General features: G+C 37.1%; 25 protein-coding genes and 1 tRNA gene. 10 read left to right on the top strand and 16 right to left on the bottom strand.

The features are described 5' to 3' along the window. The first annotated feature begins 1 nt into the window (after position 1). On the top strand, positions 2-829 hold the full coding sequence (locus F908_RS02300) for an SAM-dependent methyltransferase (protein ID WP_005156768.1): 828 nt from the start codon (positions 2-4) through the stop codon (positions 827-829). Between the two features lie 48 nt (positions 830-877). Here F908_RS02300 and F908_RS02295 read toward each other — a convergent pair. After that, a tRNA-Thr gene (locus tag F908_RS02295) sits at positions 878-953 on the bottom strand. Positions 954-1,397: 444 nt separating this feature from the next. Further along, on the bottom strand, positions 1,398-1,790 hold the full coding sequence (locus tag F908_RS02290; protein WP_005156767.1) for a (deoxy)nucleoside triphosphate pyrophosphohydrolase: 393 nt from the start codon (positions 1,788-1,790) through the stop codon (positions 1,398-1,400). Between the two features lie 33 nt (positions 1,791-1,823). Between F908_RS02290 and F908_RS02285 the strand changes: the two genes are divergently transcribed. Beyond that, the gene (locus tag F908_RS02285; RefSeq protein ID WP_005156766.1) at positions 1,824-2,153 is read left to right on the top strand and encodes a hypothetical protein; all 330 of its coding nucleotides are present in this window, start codon (positions 1,824-1,826) and stop codon (positions 2,151-2,153) included. Next, complete coding sequence (locus F908_RS02280) at positions 2,143-3,255, top strand: hypothetical protein (RefSeq protein WP_005156765.1); 1,113 nt, start codon at positions 2,143-2,145, stop codon at positions 3,253-3,255. Before F908_RS02285 ends, F908_RS02280 begins: the two co-directional genes overlap by 11 nt. On the opposite strand, the gene F908_RS02275 is transcribed toward F908_RS02280, so the two are convergent. The 6 genes from F908_RS02275 to F908_RS02250 form a co-directional block, all read right to left on the bottom strand. Next, positions 3,252-4,139, bottom strand: coding sequence for an alpha-glutamyl/putrescinyl thymine pyrophosphorylase clade 3 protein (locus F908_RS02275; protein WP_005156763.1), 888 nt, complete (start codon positions 4,137-4,139; stop codon positions 3,252-3,254). The genes F908_RS02280 and F908_RS02275 overlap by 4 nt on opposite strands. Then, complete coding sequence (locus F908_RS02270; protein ID WP_005156762.1) at positions 4,136-5,140, bottom strand: thymidylate synthase; 1,005 nt, start codon at positions 5,138-5,140, stop codon at positions 4,136-4,138. Before F908_RS02270 ends, F908_RS02275 begins: the two co-directional genes overlap by 4 nt. 6 nt (positions 5,141-5,146) lie before the next feature. Beyond that, entirely contained in the window at positions 5,147-5,455 is a 309-nt protein-coding gene (locus tag F908_RS02265) for a DUF4031 domain-containing protein (protein WP_005156761.1), read from the bottom strand. A gap of 357 nt (positions 5,456-5,812) precedes the next feature. Next, positions 5,813-6,811, bottom strand: a complete 999-nt coding sequence (locus F908_RS02260) for a hypothetical protein (protein ID WP_005156760.1) — start codon at positions 6,809-6,811, stop codon at positions 5,813-5,815. 23 nt (positions 6,812-6,834) lie between these two features. Beyond that, positions 6,835-7,992: a YagK/YfjJ domain-containing protein gene (locus F908_RS02255; RefSeq protein WP_005156759.1), complete on the bottom strand. Its 1,158-nt coding sequence runs from the start codon at positions 7,990-7,992 to the stop codon at positions 6,835-6,837. A gap of 309 nt (positions 7,993-8,301) precedes the next feature. Beyond that, entirely contained in the window at positions 8,302-8,532 is a 231-nt protein-coding gene (locus tag F908_RS02250; protein ID WP_005156758.1) for a helix-turn-helix transcriptional regulator, read from the bottom strand. Positions 8,533-8,731: 199 nt separating this feature from the next. Between F908_RS02250 and F908_RS02245 the strand changes: the two genes are divergently transcribed. Further along, positions 8,732-9,877: a hypothetical protein gene (locus F908_RS02245; RefSeq protein ID WP_155756592.1), complete on the top strand. Its 1,146-nt coding sequence runs from the start codon at positions 8,732-8,734 to the stop codon at positions 9,875-9,877. A gap of 84 nt (positions 9,878-9,961) precedes the next feature. Here the strand turns inward: F908_RS02245 and F908_RS02240 are convergent, their stop codons facing one another. The 6 genes from F908_RS02240 to F908_RS16390 form a co-directional block, all read right to left on the bottom strand. Further along, on the bottom strand, positions 9,962-10,150 hold the full coding sequence (locus F908_RS02240) for a hypothetical protein (RefSeq protein ID WP_005156756.1): 189 nt from the start codon (positions 10,148-10,150) through the stop codon (positions 9,962-9,964). A 17-nt stretch (positions 10,151-10,167) separates the two neighbouring features. Continuing rightward, positions 10,168-10,803 (bottom strand): hypothetical protein, encoded by a 636-nt coding sequence (locus tag F908_RS02235; protein WP_005156755.1) that lies wholly within the window; start codon positions 10,801-10,803, stop codon positions 10,168-10,170. Positions 10,804-10,863: 60 nt separating this feature from the next. Further along, the gene (locus tag F908_RS02230; RefSeq protein WP_005156754.1) at positions 10,864-11,283 is read right to left on the bottom strand and encodes a hypothetical protein; all 420 of its coding nucleotides are present in this window, start codon (positions 11,281-11,283) and stop codon (positions 10,864-10,866) included. 75 nt (positions 11,284-11,358) lie between these two features. Then, positions 11,359-11,508, bottom strand: a complete 150-nt coding sequence (locus tag F908_RS16065; protein ID WP_005156752.1) for a hypothetical protein — start codon at positions 11,506-11,508, stop codon at positions 11,359-11,361. Positions 11,509-11,527: 19 nt separating this feature from the next. Next, entirely contained in the window at positions 11,528-11,800 is a 273-nt protein-coding gene (locus F908_RS02225; RefSeq protein WP_005156749.1) for a hypothetical protein, read from the bottom strand. Between the two features lie 45 nt (positions 11,801-11,845). After that, positions 11,846-11,980 (bottom strand): hypothetical protein, encoded by a 135-nt coding sequence (locus tag F908_RS16390; protein ID WP_005156748.1) that lies wholly within the window; start codon positions 11,978-11,980, stop codon positions 11,846-11,848. A gap of 577 nt (positions 11,981-12,557) precedes the next feature. Between F908_RS16390 and F908_RS02220 the strand changes: the two genes are divergently transcribed. The 5 genes from F908_RS02220 to F908_RS02200 all read left to right on the top strand — a co-directional run bounded on the left by F908_RS02220 (position 12,558) and on the right by F908_RS02200 (position 16,511). Continuing rightward, on the top strand, positions 12,558-12,791 hold the full coding sequence (locus F908_RS02220) for a hypothetical protein (protein ID WP_005156747.1): 234 nt from the start codon (positions 12,558-12,560) through the stop codon (positions 12,789-12,791). A 38-nt stretch (positions 12,792-12,829) separates the two neighbouring features. Next, positions 12,830-13,879: a DUF932 domain-containing protein gene (locus tag F908_RS02215; RefSeq protein ID WP_005156745.1), complete on the top strand. Its 1,050-nt coding sequence runs from the start codon at positions 12,830-12,832 to the stop codon at positions 13,877-13,879. A 161-nt stretch (positions 13,880-14,040) separates the two neighbouring features. Beyond that, the gene (locus tag F908_RS02210; protein WP_005156743.1) at positions 14,041-15,129 is read left to right on the top strand and encodes a YqaJ viral recombinase family nuclease; all 1,089 of its coding nucleotides are present in this window, start codon (positions 14,041-14,043) and stop codon (positions 15,127-15,129) included. 242 nt (positions 15,130-15,371) lie between these two features. Next, on the top strand, positions 15,372-16,268 hold the full coding sequence (locus F908_RS02205) for a recombination directionality factor (protein WP_005156741.1): 897 nt from the start codon (positions 15,372-15,374) through the stop codon (positions 16,266-16,268). A 15-nt stretch (positions 16,269-16,283) separates the two neighbouring features. Then, positions 16,284-16,511 carry a helix-turn-helix transcriptional regulator gene (locus tag F908_RS02200; RefSeq protein ID WP_005156740.1) on the top strand — a complete coding sequence of 76 codons (228 nt, stop codon included), beginning with the start codon at positions 16,284-16,286 and terminating at the stop codon, positions 16,509-16,511. A 31-nt stretch (positions 16,512-16,542) separates the two neighbouring features. Here the strand turns inward: F908_RS02200 and F908_RS02195 are convergent, their stop codons facing one another. Next, a complete protein-coding gene (locus F908_RS02195; RefSeq protein ID WP_005156739.1) occupies positions 16,543-17,139 on the bottom strand; it encodes a hypothetical protein in 597 nt (198 codons plus the stop codon). Continuing rightward, on the bottom strand, positions 17,120-18,187 hold the full coding sequence (locus tag F908_RS02190) for a hypothetical protein (protein ID WP_005156734.1): 1,068 nt from the start codon (positions 18,185-18,187) through the stop codon (positions 17,120-17,122). The genes F908_RS02195 and F908_RS02190 overlap by 20 nt, the downstream gene beginning before the upstream one ends. Positions 18,188-18,477: 290 nt before the next feature. Here F908_RS02190 and F908_RS02185 point away from each other — a divergent pair, with 290 nt between their 5' ends. Further along, complete coding sequence (locus tag F908_RS02185) at positions 18,478-21,234, top strand: type I restriction-modification system subunit M (protein WP_005156731.1); 2,757 nt, start codon at positions 18,478-18,480, stop codon at positions 21,232-21,234.

Below are 21,234 nucleotides of genomic sequence, written 5' to 3'. Positions count from 1 at the left end.
TATGGCTTACTCCAAGCAAGGATGGATTGAGAAAGTTTTCGGACATAAATATGCAATAGATGCAAAACGTCTCGGAGATGATTCTCTACTTGCTTGGAGTAATTTAGGTTATTGGCACAACCAATATGATGATTACCCACAGGCTTGCCAAAGCCTAGCGGATCAAATCGCTGCTTCTATTCAACTCAAACAATCTGATCATGTTTTAGATCTGGGCTGTGGACAGGGAGCAAGTCTTTTACATTGGCTTAGGTATTATCAGATTCAACAACTCAGTGCGGTTGAGCTACAGTCAGAATATGCCAAACGAATTCAAAAACAATTAGCCCAAGTTCAAATTCATTGTGGATCATTTTTGAATTTAAACGCACTGCAACTTTTAAATTTATTTGATGTAGTGCTGTGTATAGATGCAGCTTATCACAGTGATTTGAATTCATTTCTCAATTCGACATCTTTGGTTTTGAATTCAAAAGGGCGAATTGCATTTCATTATTTGATGTGGTCAGATGCTTGGCGAGAGTGTTCAAATTTAAAAAAACAACAATACCGTTATTTGCTCAAAAGCGCTGATGTAAATTGGCAAAATTTAATGGATAAACAACAATTAACACAAAAGCTTATACAAAAAGGATTTACCCAGATTGAAATTCAGGATTTTTCCGAACCTGTTTTAAATGGTTTTGCTGTCTATATTGAAAATAAGAGAAAAGAAAGGAAACATTTTGACTTGGCACAATTGAAAATTGATATGACAGCAAAGTTATGTAGAAAACTCTATCAAGATGGTTTAGTGCATTATATTCAGGTCAGCGCAGTTAAAAATTAGGCAATAAAAAAGGCTTAATCTTTAAAATTAAGCCTTTTTTGAATTTTATGGTGCCGGCACACGGATTCGAACTGTGGACCTACTGATTACAAGTCAGTTGCTCTACCAACTGAGCTATGCCGGCAACGTGGCGAGAATTCTACAGAATCTATTTAAAAAAACAAGCGAAAAAATGAGCAAACAGATAAATTTAATTTGATTGTTGATTTTTTATCAATTTTCCCCAAATTGACCGCAGTAAATTCCAATCAATCAATGGTTTTAAATAGCTTTCAACCTAAGATTTGAAGCTAATTCCATTGAAATTTGGGGGTAAAAAATAGGGGTAATTTATTATGCCCCCAGTTATACCCCCAACTATCTCAGGATTCAATAGTATTTCTTGGAAAGCATAAGGCAATAAAAAAAGCCTAAACCCTTTAGATTTAAGCTTTTATGACTCTATGAGATATCATAGAAAGTAAACTTGGCGAGAGAGGGAATCACATTTTTAAATTAATATATTGATAATATTTAAATAAAAATTAGGTGATTTTATTTAATCCCCCAATCGTCCCCCATGAGTTTTTTATTGGTTACAGAGTAAGTTAACAACAGGTAGATCTGCCTCTGCCCAATCAAGTGTTTTTAGCTCTTTTGCAGTTTTCCAAACAATTTTTTTATGGTCGAGCAGGGTAATTTTACTTTTATCAATTGCACATTCAAAAAAAGTAATATGGACACTGAAATCAGGATAGTCGTGATAAACATCTATTAGAAAACTGATAGAATGTATTGATGTACTTAGTTCTTCTTTGATTTCTCTCCTTAAGCAAGCTTCAGAAGTTTCATTAGCTTCAATCTTACCCCCAGGGAACTCAAATTTAAATGCTAAATATTCAAATTTATTATCTTTACGTTGAGCACATAAAAATTTATCATTATCTTTAATGACAGCTGCAACAACTTCGATATATTTCAACTTGTGCCTCGATAAAAGGTGTTTCCGACAACAATGATAATTTCATTTATATCAAAAGAATTACGAGATAATGCAATTAATGAATTTCTGGGGATGCAAAGCCTTCCCCCGATGTCACTAGCAGTATTAAAAACAATTCTAACATCATTTAGTGTCGCTGCAAGTCTGAATGAGCTACCAAGACTCTTGCTTGAAAGAATAACTTATACTAATGAAAACAAGGTCTTGTGTGTGTTTGGTGATTTTGTTTTACATTTTATTATTGCTCATGAGAAGCCTCCAAGGGCTCAAGATGGTACAATAGACTGGAATCTTATCTCTCGTTTGCAATTGATCTATGTAGGGGAAAAAAATGCTAGTTAATGGTTTTCAGCCTAATTGGATTTATTCTCCTAGTGACATAATTAACCAATTTATTATTTTATCAGGTATTGATTTAAAATTAATTCCTGATAATGACTTAATGTTGTTGGAAAAAATAAAATTAGAAAATACAAAAATTAATATAGATAATATTGATGTCTTAACTAAAATTTTTGGAGGATCAAACAATTTTTGGCTAAACTTACAAAATCAGTATGACGAGTATCTTGGTCATTTAAATTATAAAAGTATTGATCCTCATTTTAGCGATTTTAAATATATTGTAAGTGAGTTAAAGTCAGAGAAATTCTTGCCATCAAATCAGCTTGATTATTTAGATCAAGTGAATTTAAAATCATTTTATGGAATTAATGAATTCCAATCTTTAGATAGTAAAACGGTTATATCTAATATTTTAGGTTCTAGACTTAAAGCTATTGGAAAGTATTCTATTTCTGATCTAAATTTAGCCACGTATATTCGAAAAGTGGAGCTTGAGGCGAATAAGCAGTTTGGTTCTAGTGAGTTAGTTTGGAATAAAGATAGGCTCTTATCAAGAATTGAGGAAATAAAAGAACTCACAAAAAATCGTAATATCATAAAAATTCTTCCAGAACTTATTAGTTTATTAAATGAATGTGGAGTTGCTTTAGTTTTGGCACCAACTATGCCAAAAACTCCTATTTGTGGATTGGCCAAATTTCTGAAAAATGGAAAAGCAGTGATAGCATTGACACCAAAATATAATAAGGACTACATTTTTTGGCAGACTTTATTCCATGAATTAGGTCATTTAGTTTTGCATGAAAATGAAATGGTATTTTGTGATGCTGATGAAGAAGATGAGAAAAAGTCATTTATAGAAGTAGAAGCAGATACTTTTATGTTTGATAAATTATTGCATCCTATTTCTCATAGAGATTTAGAGGGTTATATAGATTTAAAAGTAATAAGAAGAAGTAAAATAGATGGATGGAAAGAGATATGTAAGAAAGCTAGGGAGCTTAATATCTCACCTAGCCTATTAACGGGAACTTTAAAAAAAATGAAATTAATTCCATATAATTATTATACTGATAGGCATCAGAATATTTTCGATTAACCTTTGTAAGGCTCATAGATGTCTGGAGATTTTTGCCAATTACAGATAGCATCTTCAAACTCTTGATAACCAATACCTAAATGATCTGCTAATTGAATTGAAAGTTGATCTAGTTGCTTAGTGGTTTGCTGTCCAAAAAGCCTTTTAGCTCCCTTTTTAGGTCCTGTTGAACCTGCAATATGACACGAATCGGCTTGTATAGGTGCAAGTTGAGTCTTATAAATTAATGAAAGATAATCAAACATACCTAATCTTGCAAATCTATAAAATTTTAGTTCTCTAGTTAGGCGCTTGAATTGTTCTTTTGGTTGTTCATTCTGATTAGGCTGAAATAGCTGTTGGTGACCACCACTATTATTTACAAGTTGAATATATGAATCTATTACATCTCTTAGTTGTGAAAATGATTCGTATTTCCTATGATTCCCAAATTTTAGCTTTATGTTTGATGAGCGATAACGTGAAATCCAATTATCAACTAAAGTAGGGTTGCTGCTAACATTAGACCAAGTTAGTTGAGGAGACTGCCCTAAATTATTATAGAAATTTCTAGTTAGTTTCCATTTGGAGTGATAATTTTCCCCAAAATGAATTGTCAAAAAGGCTAACCAAAATGCCTCATCTAAGTTGCTATTTTTTAAATATATAATTGAACGAAGTGGATCGAAAAGAGAATTATTGGGATCTGTTCGTTTTACATCTATTGGTCTGGATTGAATTAATTGAAAATAGTTAACACGATTAATGCTATCTACTAATTGTCTACTTAATACATCAATTTCTAGAGGAAAGGATGTAGCAGGTATATTTCTTATATTTTGACTAAAGTCATTGATTCTTGTGGTGATATTATTAGCCATTATATCTTTTTGATTGGAATTCATTTTAACCCCTTTGTCAATAATCCTTGGATTCGTTTATTAATAAAAGCTTTAATAGGTATGCTAGAACATTTAGTTTCTAACTCTTGTAAACCAGAAATGTTAGTTTTATCAAATTTAACGAAGTAGTATACGAATAAGATGATAGCCATTTCTTTGAACATTTGATCTTCTAATAAATCTAGCTTACTAAAGTCACAATTACCATGTACTCTAATATCCGTTTCAATTTCTAAAAGTTTTTCCAAACTATCTTCTAATAGTTGTGGGTTGATTGGAGGCATTGAAGCATGATATTGCCAACCTTCCTTTGATAGGTAGTGGGAGATCTGTCCCATATTTTCGTCATAAATGTGTAGGCTACCAACTATATGCGTATATTCACCCAATTCAAGATTAGGATATTTTGCTATTAATCTAGCAAGCATTATTTCCTGAAATAGAGTGAAACTGAAAATATCATGTACCAATCCTAGAGCTGCGTCATTTGAACGCATGTAACATGTTAGATGTAACTTATCGTTTCGTATAAAAAATTGTAAAGTGCAAGTACAAGGTATATCTCTAGAGTCCTCACCTAGTAGATCATTTTCTGAGTAAATTGCTATTACAGCACGACGACTATCTTTAGATTTTTCTAATAATTCCACTATTTTATTAAATTGACTTGGTTCTCGAAATATTCTTGAACCATAAGCTCCTGGTACTGGGTCTGAACTCTCTTCAGTAAACCCTATCCGATCTCTATAATCTTTAATATAGTATTCAATAAAAGCAATTGAGTTGGAGCCTGACACATACCAAAGAAATTCACCTAAGCAGCTTATAACTTTGCTTCTGACTTCAGATAGGCTAATACGAGATCGAGGGTTTAAGAGAGTGAGAGTACAATTCCTGACTTCTAGAATAGTACCTCTAGTTGGGTTTGCTCTTTCTCCATGAGCTAAAATATAGTCGTAAGTTTCATGTAATAGATCATCTAGTGATTCTGCTGTTATATGCATTTTTCATCATTGGAATAGTTCGATTTGTGATCTATTATAATTTTTGTTTTGATACTTATCTAACTCTATTTTTAATTTTTTCCCACAGTCTATAATAGTTTTTCTGTCAGCAAGTAAAGCTCCTTGAACTAGTGCTAATTTTCGTTTTTCAATTGTAATATCATAGTGTGGATAAGATGCAGAGTGATGAAACCAGCACTTTTTTACACCTATTTCAGCCGCAAAGCTATGTAATTCTTCTAAATTATCAGCCATTAAATGACACCAATGTTTCCCTTTATAGGGTATTTTCGAGTTGTCAACATAGATTGGCATACTGACCTCCAGTAGAAATTTTGACGATTCTATATATTTTTTTTGGTTGTTCCAATTATATATTTATAAAATTTTACTGATAATAATACTTATTTCTATTTCTAGCTAGTCGGTTTTGCCATTATTGATATAGATCAATAGTGGCAAATATGCACTAAAAACTAAATGATGGGATCATATCAATAAAAATGAAAAAATATCGATATGATGACTAGGATACGCTAATGATATAAAGATGATAATTATTTTTTCGTTAAAAATTATTTAAAATCATGTTGTTGTTTATATTTTTTGGTGCAAAAAAGTGTAAAAAACCCGATAAATTATTATCGGGTTTTTAGTTAGCTCATCCAAAGCTTAGTAGATGATGTTTTGAAAATTAGCTGAAATAGTTTTGGACTGATAAGCGCAATATCTCAAAGGATATAACATTGCGTTAAAAATAACTTTCCAGTTTTCCAGATTGTCACTTTGATAGTTATCTTTTTGAAGTCTAGATATGCTGATGATACGTTGATCTAAAATAAACATAACGGCATTCGGTGAATCTCCATTCAGGGTGAGTGTGTAGTCTTCTGCATTTTCAGGAAAAACAATGAAGGTTTCATCTTTATGGTAAACCAGCATATTAAGATAATAGCTACCCATGCTGCGCTGTACACGCCATTGGATACAAAGCAATTGTCCAGTGTTCAGTTGCTGGATTTGGTCCAGACACTTACTTTTGAGCCTAAGAATATTGGTTTCCAACTCATTAATGCTTAAGGATGGATCATTGCCTTGAATCGTAATTAAGCATGAAAATCTAGATACCTGAATATTCGTATGCTGACGCAGTAACTTACTCACAATCTTAGAATTCCCTGTACGTTCAGTCTTAATTAAATCCTCTCGTTTTTTCAGATCTTTTTCTATATGGGGGCTTACAATATAGCCACGGGTTTCATTCCACAGATTTTCTAAGATGGCACAAATATTATCTTTATGAGTGTGGTAATGAATTTGTGTAATGTCAAACCAGCCATTTTGTTGTTGTAGGGTTGTTAGGATTTTAGATAAAAGAAAAAAAGTTCTTTGATTGATACCTAACGTTTCAAGAGAGTGAAAGTTTATGTGAGATAATCGATACAATGCGAGGATCATTTGCACACAATGATTTAGCCTGTAGAGCGTATCGGTAGGGGTCAAGATGTTGTCTTTGACCTTTAAGGGCGTAGATGATTTTAAGCTGATTTGATGAGCCAAGCCATCAATCGCTTCGAGATGTTGCATAAATAGCAGTTGACTGGGACCTCCAATGAGGTCCATTAAGTTATTTTGTACCATAATATCAAAGTTGATTTTAGCTGTAGACATGATAAATTCCTTTAAGTGTCTGATTAAGCGTCAATTTCTAAAGACGAATCTGTTTGTGGATTGTCATCATTAGTTTCTGAATAGGTTGGTGTATTACGAGGACGTCCCAAAGGCTTTGCCTCTTTCGGGATAACACTGGTTTGAAATGTTCTGATATCTTCACCATTGAGCGAATTTTCGATCAGAAACTGGTCCTGTTTGCAGATGTAGATGAGCACCTGATCAAGATTGTCGAAGAATTCCTGATCGTCATGTCTAGCCATGCCGATGGCCAAATGACGATATTTGAACTTATCCCGATGGCAGTTAAAGTAGATTCCTTTCTCTTCCGTGATTTGTTGCCATACTCGACCAATTTGATCAGCGTAATAAGCATCTTTTTGATACTTATTGCCGTCTAAAAAGAAGATACAGTGGTAGTGGTAGCCCTTTTGTTCCCCAAACTCGAGTTTCCAGATATATCCAACGATTTCTGGTAGTGCGGTGTCGAAGTGAAAGCGTTTTAAGAGTTTGGATAAATATTCCCTTATCTCCTCTAGTGAGGTGGCATTGAACTCCTGACCTTTAAGACTGAAGTCGATGCGAAGAACTAAAAGCTTGCTGTGAATCTCTCTTAGTCGTTTGATTAATTTTGTGCCTCGTTTGTATTGATGTTTCGATTTATCTGCCCGATTTCGTGTGATCTGTTTATAAGGTTCATTGTTGATCAATTCATCAAGCTTACTGATGAGTTTATTTATCAGCACACCTTTTCTAACAATCTCTGGAGGAATGCACTCATCCCCATCATGGATACATTGAAGATTTGGACCACTTTCCCAAAAGTGACGCTCATCATAGGAGTCTATGTAGGATTGAATAACATGCCGATATGCCCGAATAAAAATCTCAACTTCAGCACAGTAATATCTGGAATTCTCTAATGCCTCAATCGATGTAATAGATTTCAATAAACAATCAAGGTGTCTATCAAGAGTGTTAGTAACAAGACCATTCGCTCCAATTTTGTAAAGTGACTGAATGAAATTGTTTCTTATATATTCTATTATCCTGATAATTAAAAAGTTTAGTTCAATAACTGGACTAGATACAATGACCGCTTTATCCTTGATGATCTTGTCTTGAATGACTGATTGTTCCTGTAATATGGATATATAAGATTGATCTATTTCAAATGTCATAAATAGCCTATTGAGTATTTAGTTTTTTAAAGACGAGTCTATTCATCAATCAAGTTAATGATTGATTCATAAACAAAGTGTTAGATGAAAAGGTTGATTAATCTAATATGTGTATTACTAGATCAATATTTCTAATGTATTGATAATTCAATAGTTCTAATATATTGATTTAAATATTAATTAAATTAAAAAACCTAAATTGCTCTGATGTGGGGATATCCCATCTTCAGGTTGCAACGATAAATGTGACCCCCTGAAAAATGGGCAACTGAAAAGACCAGATTTACTGAAAGTTATCCCCCTCACTGATTAGGTGAGACGTGTTCGTATCCACGTATTAATTTCCTCCTCGATCCAAGCCACACTGTTTTGCCCCAGTTTTCGTGGTTTAGGGAATTCAGGGTCATAGCGCTTAGATTTGCTGTCGAGTTTGTCATAAATGGTCGAACGACTGATCTGGCATTTATCTGTGACAGTCTTGAGCTTAATCAATCGTAGTTCATTAATTTCATTAAAATTCTCTAGATTTTGGTATTGCATAGTTTTTTCCGATTTAGCAGTAGATTGTTGAAAACTAATTAAATAAGATTTAAGGTGTAAAGGTAAGCCCTGTATGTATTACACCTTAAAGATGACTACAAAAATTGAACACCTTAGGTCCATGTTGGATCACTTAATCCATTTAGTCGCTATTTATTCATTTGAGCGAATAAAGATCGTGAATAAGCATCCCAAGTTGATGGAAAGCTACCGTAAGGTGAATCAAAATATTGTTGATGTACAAATTAAGAAGTTTTTTGATTTATGCCATGCTGATAAGGCAGGATGTTATGGAAATGATTTTTTTAATAAATTTAGCAAGACATTAGAGCGATATTTTTGGAACTATTATCAATATGGATTTGTACCAACCAATCCCGCAATGTTTAATGCATTAGGATTTTCTCAGGAAAGACTCAAAGAATGCTTGTCCGATTTCACTCTTGCCCAAGAAGAACAATTAAATGGCGAGTCCTTTACAGAAAGACGAAGTTTTGAATGGCAGTATAATATTTACGCTTTGCTATCAGATGATCAATTTTATGATATTTTCTTTACTTATCATTCAGTTACTTATTCATTAAATAAGAAAGAAAGTGAGAAAGTATTTTTAGAGAAGTTCCATGCTTTGCTAAGTAAAATTCCTTATTATTCTCCATATCTCATTAAAGCAGTCACTGATCTTGACTCCTTTATGGCAGGTAATCAGGAAAAAATTAGTCATTCAACCACTCATACACTTAATTACTCCTTGCTCAGCCATGAAATCGATATTGTTTATACGCCGCTCAATCATGTCCCTATACACTTACTGGATACATTACTGCAATTTATTTTTCAGCATATCCAACATATAGGGGGCTGGAATGCTGAGGGACGAAATCAACCAACCCAAACCTATTTACAAAATGAATTGGAACAACTGGAGCAAGCAGGCAAGATACTGGTTTCATTATTTTCTACATTACCAAAACAGCAACAGCAGATTTATAAATTAATAAAAAATCAGAAAGGTGAATCTAAAAAAACAGTTTTATTGAGTTTGGTATTTTACAACTTCAAGACAGATTTTATAAGAAGTATTCAATCGTCCTTGATAGCAGGTGAGGCACACTTAGAAAGTGAAAAAAAAGAGTTGTCGGATGCACAAGCCCGAAAGCTGTATGAGAGATTTTTTGACTTTTTGGAATCAGGATTTCAAGAACATCACATTAAATTTATGAGTAGACGAATTGGTAAAACAGACAAGTGGGAGTTGAAAATAAAGCTACCTCATGACGCAATCATCAAAGGTGCTTCACTGAGAATTAATTTCCGAAATCATATGAAAAAAATAGATATATGAATCTATTAGCATAAGTTCAGCATAGAACGTACCTGTAGTATTTTCTATGCTTTGGGGTTGGAAATACACTTTTATTGGGTGTTGCTAGTCAGGGGCTTTGGGTGAATGGTCAGATTTTGGTGCCGATAATTCACTTAAATCTTTATCTAAAATAGCCTGTGTTTCAGCCGATGGCGACGCGTCATTTGGGGCTGATTGTTGAGTACAACCTGTAAATGTTAAAACTATGAGAATCGTAAAAAACATCATTGTAATTGATGAATCGATTTTCATGGCAGAGTTTCTCATTCTTATTGTCCATTCAAGTTGAAGGTATATTCACCGTTGACTGTGGTTAATGTGACTTCACGGACTTGTCGAGGATCACATCGTAAAAATACATGACCGATACTGCCATAGCGCATATTTTTATAACCCTCACCACTTCCAATAGGGCAGTTACCACGATTCACTTTAACCCCTGTGATAGAGGTACTGGCATCATTGAGGGAAATGATTTCAAGTTTGTTCACAGCCATTGCTGCGTAGTGAGCAGTTTCTGTGCCAGGCACTTCTTGTGAGGACAAACGAACTTCAAAATTTTCACTGGCGGATGGCGTTTCCTGCTGTGCGGTCTGTTCCACCGCAGCCTGTTCGGTGTCCTGTAGTTCGCTAATAAAGCCACGAATCTCTTTTAAGTCACCACCACCTGTTTTAAGCATTTGGTAATAGGCACGGGCTAATTTTTCCTGTACGGGTGGAATATCAGGATTGTCCTTATATTCTGCCAGCTCATCCATCAGTTGCTGGCGATCAGGATCAATCGTTGCAGGTGCACTGGCCGCCTGAGTTTCAGTGCTATCTTTAGTTTGTGGTGATGCAGTGTTCTTGTTACAGCCGAATAATATGAATGAGCTGCAAGCCAAGATTAATAATTGGGTTTTCATGGTGTATTCCTATTTTGAGGAATCAATGGTGTCGTGCTGAGATACACCATTGACTCAGCCTTACTGAGCACGATCAATATAATGAAGAACGGCTAAGCCTTTCACAAAGATCAGAAAGTCAGCATCATTACGAGCTTTCTCTTTAAAGGTAAAAGCGCCAGCATCAAGAATTTCTGATGAATTTACTTTATATGGCGGAGCAAAACCACGATATAAGCCATCACCATCATTGTCCTCAATAAAACTTCTCAGGTTGTAATCGCTGAGTTTGTAGTTCTTGGGAATGACCTGCCATTCCTTGGACAAGGCAAAAAAGGCATTACAGTTGACGTTGCCTTTACAACGGGTCACTTTAGGTGCACTGGCAGGATTGTTATAAAACTTGGTCATGCTTTTGATATCGGCATGGCTGAGGCTGGTGAATGAGATGCAAGCTGCAACCGCAGCACATTGCAAAATAGTCTTGATGATGTTGTTCATTGTGTTAAATCCTGATTATTGTTATTGACCGTAGGATTGAGATGGACATCATCAACCCTGATGGGACTGTCATTCTCAACTAAACATGGAGATCGGCCAGACGATTGCCTTACCCAAGTTGTAGGTATAAGGACGATCTGAGGTATCACTGCAACCCTTGAGGTAAACTGAGAACAGCAGGGCAATCACGACATAGATGCCGATGAGGTAATGTTTGGCTTGCATGGGAAATATCCTTATTCAGTTATTGGCATTGCTGCATGGCAGAAACGATGGCACGGTCAAAATCGGATGGCAGATTCATATCCATCGGGGTCATCTTGCCGATGCGCTGCATTTGCTCTTCTGAATAACGCTTTTCCAATTGGTCGTAGACGCATGAACAGGTGGAACTATCTGCACCTCCCATTTCACAGCCTTTTTTAAATTCTTTTTTGGTTGTACTGTCACAGCCTGTAAGGGCAAACAGACACAATAAAACCCCACCCATGAGATGTGTATGATTGAGCGTGAACATTCGTTGTCACCTTAATATTGTTATTACTTTTAGAATGATTTGATGCTATTGATCGTCCGACTTGTTGTCCCAGCCTGCCAGAGCCATCAGAAACATAATGGCGAGCAACATCAGAACAAAACTGGGTCCGACCATGACAATAAAGCCAATGATCAAAATCAATTTAGCAATCAGTTTCATGCCTGAAACTCCTGATTAACCACGAAGTTGTGGCAAAACGGGATTAATCTGTGCGTGGAAAAGCACCGATGTGATCAGGCAAGCTGTGATAACAGAGAGGTAAGGGTGGGGCGTGATTTGAAATAAAGAAAACAGTCATGATTGACTCCTGTATGTATATGGAGTTCTACCGCATCACTGTCAAATAATGGTGGCAGAACGAAAAGGGGTTGACAGACTGGACATACAGAACCAGCACGCGCGAACGCGTCCCCCTCCCGTTCTACCGCAAAGGGGGACGAGAAGGTTTTTACGCATACGAAGAATACTCAGATGAATAAACCCTGATGCGCTGTATGAAGCGGTCTGTCAAAACCGACTGACCATGAGGGTCAGCAAGCTCATCATAATCATAACGATTTCACAGGTCAATTCGATTTGTCCCGATGTTTTGTACAACTCAGTAAAAAATGAACAGGCATACGATTCCAAATTATTTCAAATACATATTACTGAAATGAAGCAACGTCAAGCACTGAACTTAGGGGCATTGCTACAGCGTTTTAAACACTCATTTCTTAACTATTGGAGAAACTCCATGTCGTATTTGGATACAGAAGAAGAATCGTATAACCCACGCTTTCGGGAACCCCAACCACTGCAACTCAGCCTTGCCAGCGCACCAACCACTTTAGCAATGCTGGGCATGAACCTCGCCAAGTCGATGGGCTTTTCACCAATGCTCGGTGGCGTGGCAGGCGCAGCCTTGGGTGGGGTGATTCTGGTACTGGCGGATCAAACCCGATCCAGTATCAGCACACATAAATACTGAACAAGACATCATTCAAATCAGAATAAAGGACACATCTTATGGCACATTTAGTTGAAACAATGGCATTTACTGGACAAACCCCTTGGCATGGACTCGGCAATCAACTCACCCCAAATCAACCCTTGGAGGTCTGGGCAGAGCAGGCTGGCATGGATTGGCGGATTGAATCCTCCGATGTCAGCTATATGGCGCAGAACCATCGGGGGCAGAATATTATTATGCCCTTTGAAGAACAACGGGTACTTTATCGTTCGGATACCCATGCACCCTTATCAGTGGTAAGCCAGCGCTTTCAGGAAGTACAGCCGATGGAAATATTACATTTCTACCGTGACCTGACCGAACAATCAGGCTTTGAACTGGAAACCGCAGGGGTACTGAAAGGCGGTAAAAAGTTCTGGGCATTGGCACGCACAGGACAAAGCTCCGCTTTGAAAGGTAAGGATGTCAGTAATGGCTATATTCTTTTAGCTACTGCTTGTGATGGCACATTAGCCACCACGGCACAATTTACCTCAATCCGTGTGGTGTGTAATAACACTTTGGCAATCGCTTTACGTGGACAGCACGGCAATAGTGGTGTGGTCAAAGTTCCACACAGTACCCGATTCGATGCGGAACGGGTGAAACGGCAACTGGGGATTTCTGTCCGTGCATGGGATGAACACATGTATGAGATGAAACAACTCAGTCAGCGCAAGGTGACGCAGCAAGAAGCAGCAGCCTACTTTGATGCGGTGTTTAACAATACCAGTCTCAGTATGGCTGAACAGGATGAAAGCATTATCCAGTACTACCGTAATGCAGCCATGCCGAATCAACCTAGCCCAGCCAGATCAGACAATAAAACTGAACCGAATGGACGGGCGATGTCAAAAGTCATGACCATGTTTAACGGACATGGACGTGGGGCAGAGCTGAGTTCAGCTAAAGATACCGCTTATGGTTTACTGTGTGCCATTACCGAATTCACAGATCACGAACGTCGAGCTATGAGTATTGATCACCGACTCGATTCAGCTTGGTTTGGTGCAGGGGCAGCCATTAAACAACGAGGTCTGGAACAGGCATTAAGAATGATGGCTTAATAAACTTTGTCATTGTTCAGTTTTATTTAAGCTAAACCGATTAATTTAACCATCAGGTAAAACCTGAACCGCAAAACCCTTTCGCCACGTCTCCCCCGACGTGGCTTTTTTTATGCCCGAAATTCAGCTTTTACGCTTTTACCTATACAGGAATATTTCTAATGAATAGTCATACCCAAATTCAGGACACTTTAAACAATCCACCGTTACAACCTTACTCGCCCAATCTAAAGCAAGCTAAACAACCACGTAAAACCAAAGCCCTTACAGCCAAACGATTAGCCAACACCAAACAGATGAATTACCAGCAATGGCTGGAAGTCAGAAAACAGGGCATTGGCAGCAGTGATGCCGCTACTGCCTGTGGACTGAATCCCTATATGTCGATGCTGGAACTGTGGATGATCAAGACAGGTCGGATGCAACAAAACATCGAGGATGAAAGCACAGGCTATGCACCGCTGTATTGGGGCAAGCAGTTAGAACCCTTGGTGGCGGAATACTACAGCATGCACACCAACAATAAAGTACGTCGGGTCAATGCCGTGCTACAGCACCCCGATGAAGATAAACACTTTATGTTAGCGAATTTAGATTATGCCGTGGTGGGCAATGAGGAGGTGCAAATTCTGGAATGTAAAACGGTTGGAGAATATGGAGCAAAGCTATGGCGAGATGGCGTGCCTTTATATGTGTTGTGTCAGGTGCAGCATCAACTGGCGGTGACAGGCAAGCAGGCAGCACATATCTGTGCCCTGATCTGTGGGCATGAAACCCGAATCTTTAAGGTAACCAGAAATGAAACGGTGATCAAATATCTCATCAATGCCGAACGCTATTTCTGGGAGTGTGTGGAAAAGGATATACCGCCTGATGTGGATGCTTCTGAATCAGCAGCCAAGGCTTTACAACTGTTATATCCAGCGCATATCCCACTTAGCACGACAGATTTATCTGAAGATGTGGCAGCCAATCAGGACTTTGAGCAATTGCTAAAGCAACGTCATTTGATCGAACAGCACCAAGCCAGCTTTGACCAGCTCAAGCACCAGATACAGGTCAAGATGCAGGACAGCGAACGAGCGACTTTTAAAACAGGTTCAGTGACATGGAAAAAATCCAAGGATTCAACCAGCCTGGACAGTAAAGCCTTGTTGCAACAGCATCCTGAGTTTTTACAACAGTTCCCTCAAAACAAGCAGGGCACACGGCGTTTTCAGATTTATGCGGATGATGATCAGTCTAGTTAATTAGCCTAAGCAGACATCCCAAACATTCTTAACCCATTCGACTTTATTTACCTAATCCACTCAAAACCCAATTCATCAAAAAAGCGCAAAACAGCCCCCGCTCCCCATAAGCACGTTGAGGAAACGTACCTATAGAGAGCAAATGGACTGCCTTGCGAGATTTATATGCATTTCAAAAAATGACTGCTTCTTACTCATATCAAAGGGGCATCAGTCAAAAATTACCAAAGAGGAATTTAACTATGATTAAAGGTTTAGCAATTACTCCGCCTGTATTAGGACGTATCAGTATTGGAAAGATCGTGGAAAAGAATGGCAAACGACTCCCTGAAAAGGATGACCAGTTTACCATTACCAGCCAAATCCAGAACAAGGATGGCTGGGTGAAACATCCATTGGATGAACAACTCCGTACCAAGGCACAAAACCAGAAACTCAGAACTATTCCAGTACGGATGATCTTTAATGATCCTGAACTCAACTTGCGTGCGGAATATACTTTATTTGACAGACAAACTGGCCGACCAATCTGTACGGGTAATGGTGAAACCTGTCAGCGACTTGGACAGAACGGGGTTGAACAACACCCATGTCCATCACCTGATTTATGTCCTTTAGCTCAGGGTGGCCAATGCAAGCCTTATGGACGGCTGTACGTCAACTTGGATGAATCGGATGAGTTAGGTACATTCATTTTTAGAACCACAGGCTTTAACAGCATCCGTACTTTGGCAGCACGACTACGTTACTATCATGCAGCTTCAGGTGACCTACTTTCATGTCTGCCATTGCAACTCACTCTGAGAGGAAAAAGCACCACACAAAGTTATCGTACGCCAATCTATTACGTGGATTTAACTTTACGTGATGGCGTTAATTTGCAAGAAGCGATTACTTCAGCTAAGCAAATCGATGAGCAAAGTAAGACAGCAGGGTTTTATCAGGAGGCTTTAGATTATGTGGCACGACAGGGTTATGGTAATGCCAGATTTGAGGTGGGAGGTGAAGAGGGCTTGGACATTGTTGAGGGGTTTTATACGGATGAAGCGAATTTAGAGCAGCGTCAGCAACCTAATGATTTAACTCATGTTCAGGACATTCAGAAAGTCTTGCAGCAATCAGTACAAGCTTTAAATTGATCAGGAGAAAACGCCATGGATGTCCTTATAGCTCAATCTTTTCAGATGAACCAAATTATTACGGTTAAGGATGTAATGAAGTTTACCAGCATTAGTCGCTCCAAAATCTACGAACTCATAAATAAGGAGTCAAAATATTATGATCCAACCTTTCCAAAACCGATTCGGTTGAGCGAATCACGCATCGGTTGGTCAGCTTTGGAAATACATCAGTGGATTGAATCTAAGTTGGAATGTCGATGAATATGGGAGCGAAAGCTCCCTTATTTTTTGTTTATTTATCTTGTGGATAGTGTGATGGTTGATGGACTTTATCACCAATGTAATAAAGGGTAATTATAAGAATGAAAAGCATTTGGAAAACAAAAGTAAAATAAATGAAAGAAGTTAATAAATATCCCCATTGATAGTACGTAATTCCAAAATTTAAAATGTTTGAGTTATAAGCATAATTTATAAAAACCGTTGCTATTAGTAATGCTAAGCTTAGAAAAGTTAGGTATGAAAAGGCATTAGATAGATAGCGCCTTCTTGAAATTTCATGACCATCTTTGTTAATGGGCGGATTAACTTTTGCTGTAATATCAAGTTCTTTGTTGCCAAACGATACTACGGCTGTCAATGCAGCGAATAAAAAGCCTGGTAGCGCTAATATAAAGTTCCCAAGAACTTCAAAACCCTTTGATTCAAAAAAAATTTTAAATTCAGATGAATTAAGATCTAATGTTAGATACAGAAAAATTGTTACGAAAACTGAGAATAAAATAGGTAGAATCCAATCAAAAATTGGCTTTTTATTTCGTCCCTTTAAGTCATCAATCGCCCATTTAATAGATAAATACGCTAATGGCTTAAGAATTAGTTCCATCATTAGGTAATATCTCCGAGCTTTTGTGACGAGATAATATTGTATTCATTCTGCTAAAAAGTTTTTGATCAGAAGTTGCATCCTGCGTCACAGGTTGACGCTCAAAGCCTTCAATAAATTCAATTTTTACGCCGAAATCAGATTCAGTAAAGTCACCTTTAATATCAATGCTCATAGTACGAAATTTTTCCTTACAGCGGACTCTGTAGAATAAATTTTCTCCTAAGGATGCATCACTTTTAATTTTACTTAATACACCATTAAAAGCTTTACTAAGTAAACTTTTTTCCAATTCTTGCCCATTTTGATCTAAGAAAATTGTACGATCTGGAATATATTTAAATTCTTTTTTTGCAACAATTAACAATGGATCATTTTCGATTTGTTTTTGTGTTTTTTCTTCAATTGCGCTAATACTAAGTAAATTTCCTTGTGCTGCTCTGTCAAGAATTGATAAACCGCAAACATTATCTATTTCAGCTTTTGTGGCGAATTCAACCATACGTGGAGTACCATCTTCATTTGTTCCACCACCTTCATATTGAGCTTTAAAAAAGTCAGGTTCAATGTTTGATTCACGTAAATTATGTAAAATATTTGTGATGATATAGCCTAAAGTAAATCCTGTACCACCTGCATATTGTTCAAGTACCATCAATGCAGAATTTTTATTTTTTGGATCTAATTGAATGACTACATGGAAAAATTTTTGCAATTCGTCTCCATCTTCAAATGGAACTAATTTTGTTTTGGCTTTGGGTCTGTTAAAAATTCTTACATCTTCGCTTTCTTTATCAGATCGTTCAATTAACAGATATAGAGCATTGTCTTTTTTAGTAATTTCAGTGATTGAGTAAACATAACGTCCTTTCACGGATGAAACTGTTAAATCTTTATGGTTGTTCTTAGCGATAAAGTCAAAAACCTGTTCTACACTAAAAAAATGAGTAAATTTTCCACGAGGTTGTTTTGGTAGTTTTTCATTTTTAAAACTAATTTTATAAAATGCACAAGCTATATCATGAACTACTTTCCGTGAACTTGTTGTCATGTTGCCTCATTACTGGTTGTTTTTAAAATATATTATTGAAAATAATATAAAATATTAAAAGTAATAACAAGAAGCTTGGTGGTATCTTGCGTTGTAAAAGTTAATGGGATGAAAGTGAATTATAGTATTGATGATATACAATGATCTTGCATCTAAATTTCTTTGATTAGATGTTTTCATTAGAATAAAACAATGGGTTGAGAACCTCTATCAAATCAACGAGAATACAGAAAACATAAGCCTTCGTAACATAAAAGGCTTGAAATTTCTTTTAGAACTGTAGACAACTTATGAACAAGCAACAACTCGCTTCCAAAATTTGGGACTCAGCAAACAGAATGCGCTCAAAGATTGAGGCAAATGAATACAAAGACTATATCTTAGGATTCATGTTCTATAAATTTCTATCAGACAAAGAGCAATCCTTTTTAGAAGCTAACGACTTTAGTCAGGCTGATATTGAAGCACTAACAGAAGAAGATTCTGAAACTGTTGAATTTATTAAAGATGGTATAGGTTATTTTATTGCCTATGACAATCTGTTTTCGACATGGCTGAAAAAAGGCAACGATTTTAACGTTGCCAATGTCCGTGATGCACTTTCTGCTTTTGCACGTCTAATTAGCCCATCACATAAAAAAGTATTCGATGGCATTTTTAAAACACTGGAAACAGGTTTAAGTAAACTTGGTGACAACTCAAACAGTCAAACCAAAGCCATCAGTGATTTATTGCAATTGATCAAAGTTATTCCGATGAATAATAAACAAGACTATGATGTGCTTGGTTTTATTTATGAATATTTAATTGGTTCTTTTGCTGCAAATGCAGGTAAGAAAGCAGGTGAATTTTATACACCGCATGAAGTATCGGTGTTGATGTCTGAGATCATTGCACATCATTTAAAAGATCAAGAAGAAATCAAAATTTACGATCCAACAAGTGGGTCGGGGTCTTTGCTGATTAACATTGGTAGTTCTGTTGCAAAACATGTCAACGATGAAAATAAAATCAAATATTACGCACAAGAGTTAAAGGAAAATACCTATAATTTAACCCGTATGAATTTGGTCATGCGTGGCATTCTCCCTGCCAATATTGTCGCTCGAAATGCCGATACCTTAGAGGATGATTGGCCGTATTTTGATGACAATGATCCGATCAATACATACGAGCCATTGTATGTCGATGCAGTGGTATCTAATCCACCATACTCGCAAGCGTGGGATCCTGCAAATAAAGAATCTGATCCACGTTATTCCCGTTTTGGTTTAGCACCAAAAACTAAAGCAGACTATGCATTCTTACTGCATGATCTATATCACTTAAAACCAGATGGCATCATGGCGATTGTTCTGCCACATGGCGTATTGTTCCGCGGTGGTGAAGAAGAGCGTATTCGTAAAAACTTGCTTGAAAATAAACATATTGAGGCAATCATCGGGTTGCCTACCAATATCTTCTTTGGTACAGGTATTCCAACTGTGATCATTATTTTGAAACAACGTCGCCAAAGTAGTGATGTTCTCATTGTTGATGCATCCAAAGGCTTTATCAAAGTTGGTAAAAACAACCATCTACAAGCATCGAATATCAAGAAAATTGTTGATGCTGTTGTACAGCGTAAAGATATTGAGCAATTTTCTAAATTGGTCAGTTTGGAAGAAATTCGTGAGCAAGGCTATAATTTAAATATTCCTCGTTATGTGGACTCGTCTGCAACAGCAGAAACTTGGGATATTTATGCCACCATGTTTGGGGGTATTCCAAAGAAAGAAATTGATGCTTATGCCAAGTATTGGAAGGCATTTCCGCAGTTACGCCAAGACTTATTTACTGACAGTGACACGCCTTATGTCGATTTAGCCACGACAGAAATCAGTAAAGCTATTCATCAGCATGCCAATGTTCAAACATTCAAAACGCAATTTAATACTGCTTTTGCTAATTTCCATGATTATTTAAAAGCTGAGTTGATTGGTAAGATGCAGACTTTGCATATTGCACAGCAGGAAAATGTTTTAAGTCAGGATATTTTTAAGCGTCTGGAAAATATTCCTCTAGTTGACAAGTATCAAGCCTATCAAGCCTTGGATGATCAATGGCAAAGCATCGCAGGGGACTTAGAGATTATTCAGTCTGAAGGTTTAGCTGCTGCAAAGATTGTCAGTCCGAATATCGTCATTAAAAAGAAAGACGGTAAAGAGCAGGAAGTTCAAGACGGTTGGGTGGGTTATGTGTTGCCGTTTGATTTGGTACAACAGCATTTACTCATTGACGAACTCACCGCTTTACAAAGTAAAGAACGAGCTTTAACCGAAGCAAGTGCTGAAATTGAAGCGATTATGGACTCATTGTCTGAGGAAGAAAAAGACACTTTATTGAATGATGCCAATGACGCTTTTGTAACAGCAGAGATTAACAAGGCATTAAGGCAGGCTTTTGAAGATATTGAAACGCCTGAAATTCGTGCGATCAATGAATTGTTGGAATTACTTGCGAATAAAGTGAAAAAGCCCGAGCAGGAACAGTTTGTACAGGCACACCCTGAGGTGCAATGGGCCAAGATTGAAGCCAATAAAAACGGCACTTATGCTGTAGGTAAGGTAAAAGCGTATTTAAAAACTTTGCAAGTTAATTTTACTTTTGCGAAAGACTCTCTGGAAGCTAAGTTGTTCCAAGTGGAAGATTTGCTTGCACAGGAGAAAGAGCTGAAAGCTGAGATTAAAGCCGATGCCAATGCTTTGCATCTGTTGACTAAGGCCACGATTGAAGCCTTGCAAGATTCACAAGTTTTAGAATTGTTGGAAGCGAAGTGGGTACAACCGATTGTAAGTGCGATTTTGGCGTTACCGAATGAAGTGATTGAGCATTTGACTGATGTGGTGCAGGCTTTGGCAGATAAGTATGCAGTGACCTATACCGAAACCACGCAAAAGTTGACCGAGGCAGAGCATAGTCTTGCCAACTTGATTGATGATTTAACAGGCGATGATTTTGATATGCAGGGTTTAGCACAGTTTCAAATGTTGTTAAAAGGGGCGTAA

It is taken from the genome of Acinetobacter sp. NIPH 284 (assembly GCF_000369425.1).
In the GTDB taxonomy this organism is placed as follows: Bacteria; Pseudomonadota; Gammaproteobacteria; order Pseudomonadales; family Moraxellaceae; genus Acinetobacter.
The sequence above is the reverse complement of the archived record's forward strand: the minus strand, read 5'-3'. Positions and strand labels throughout refer to the sequence as shown.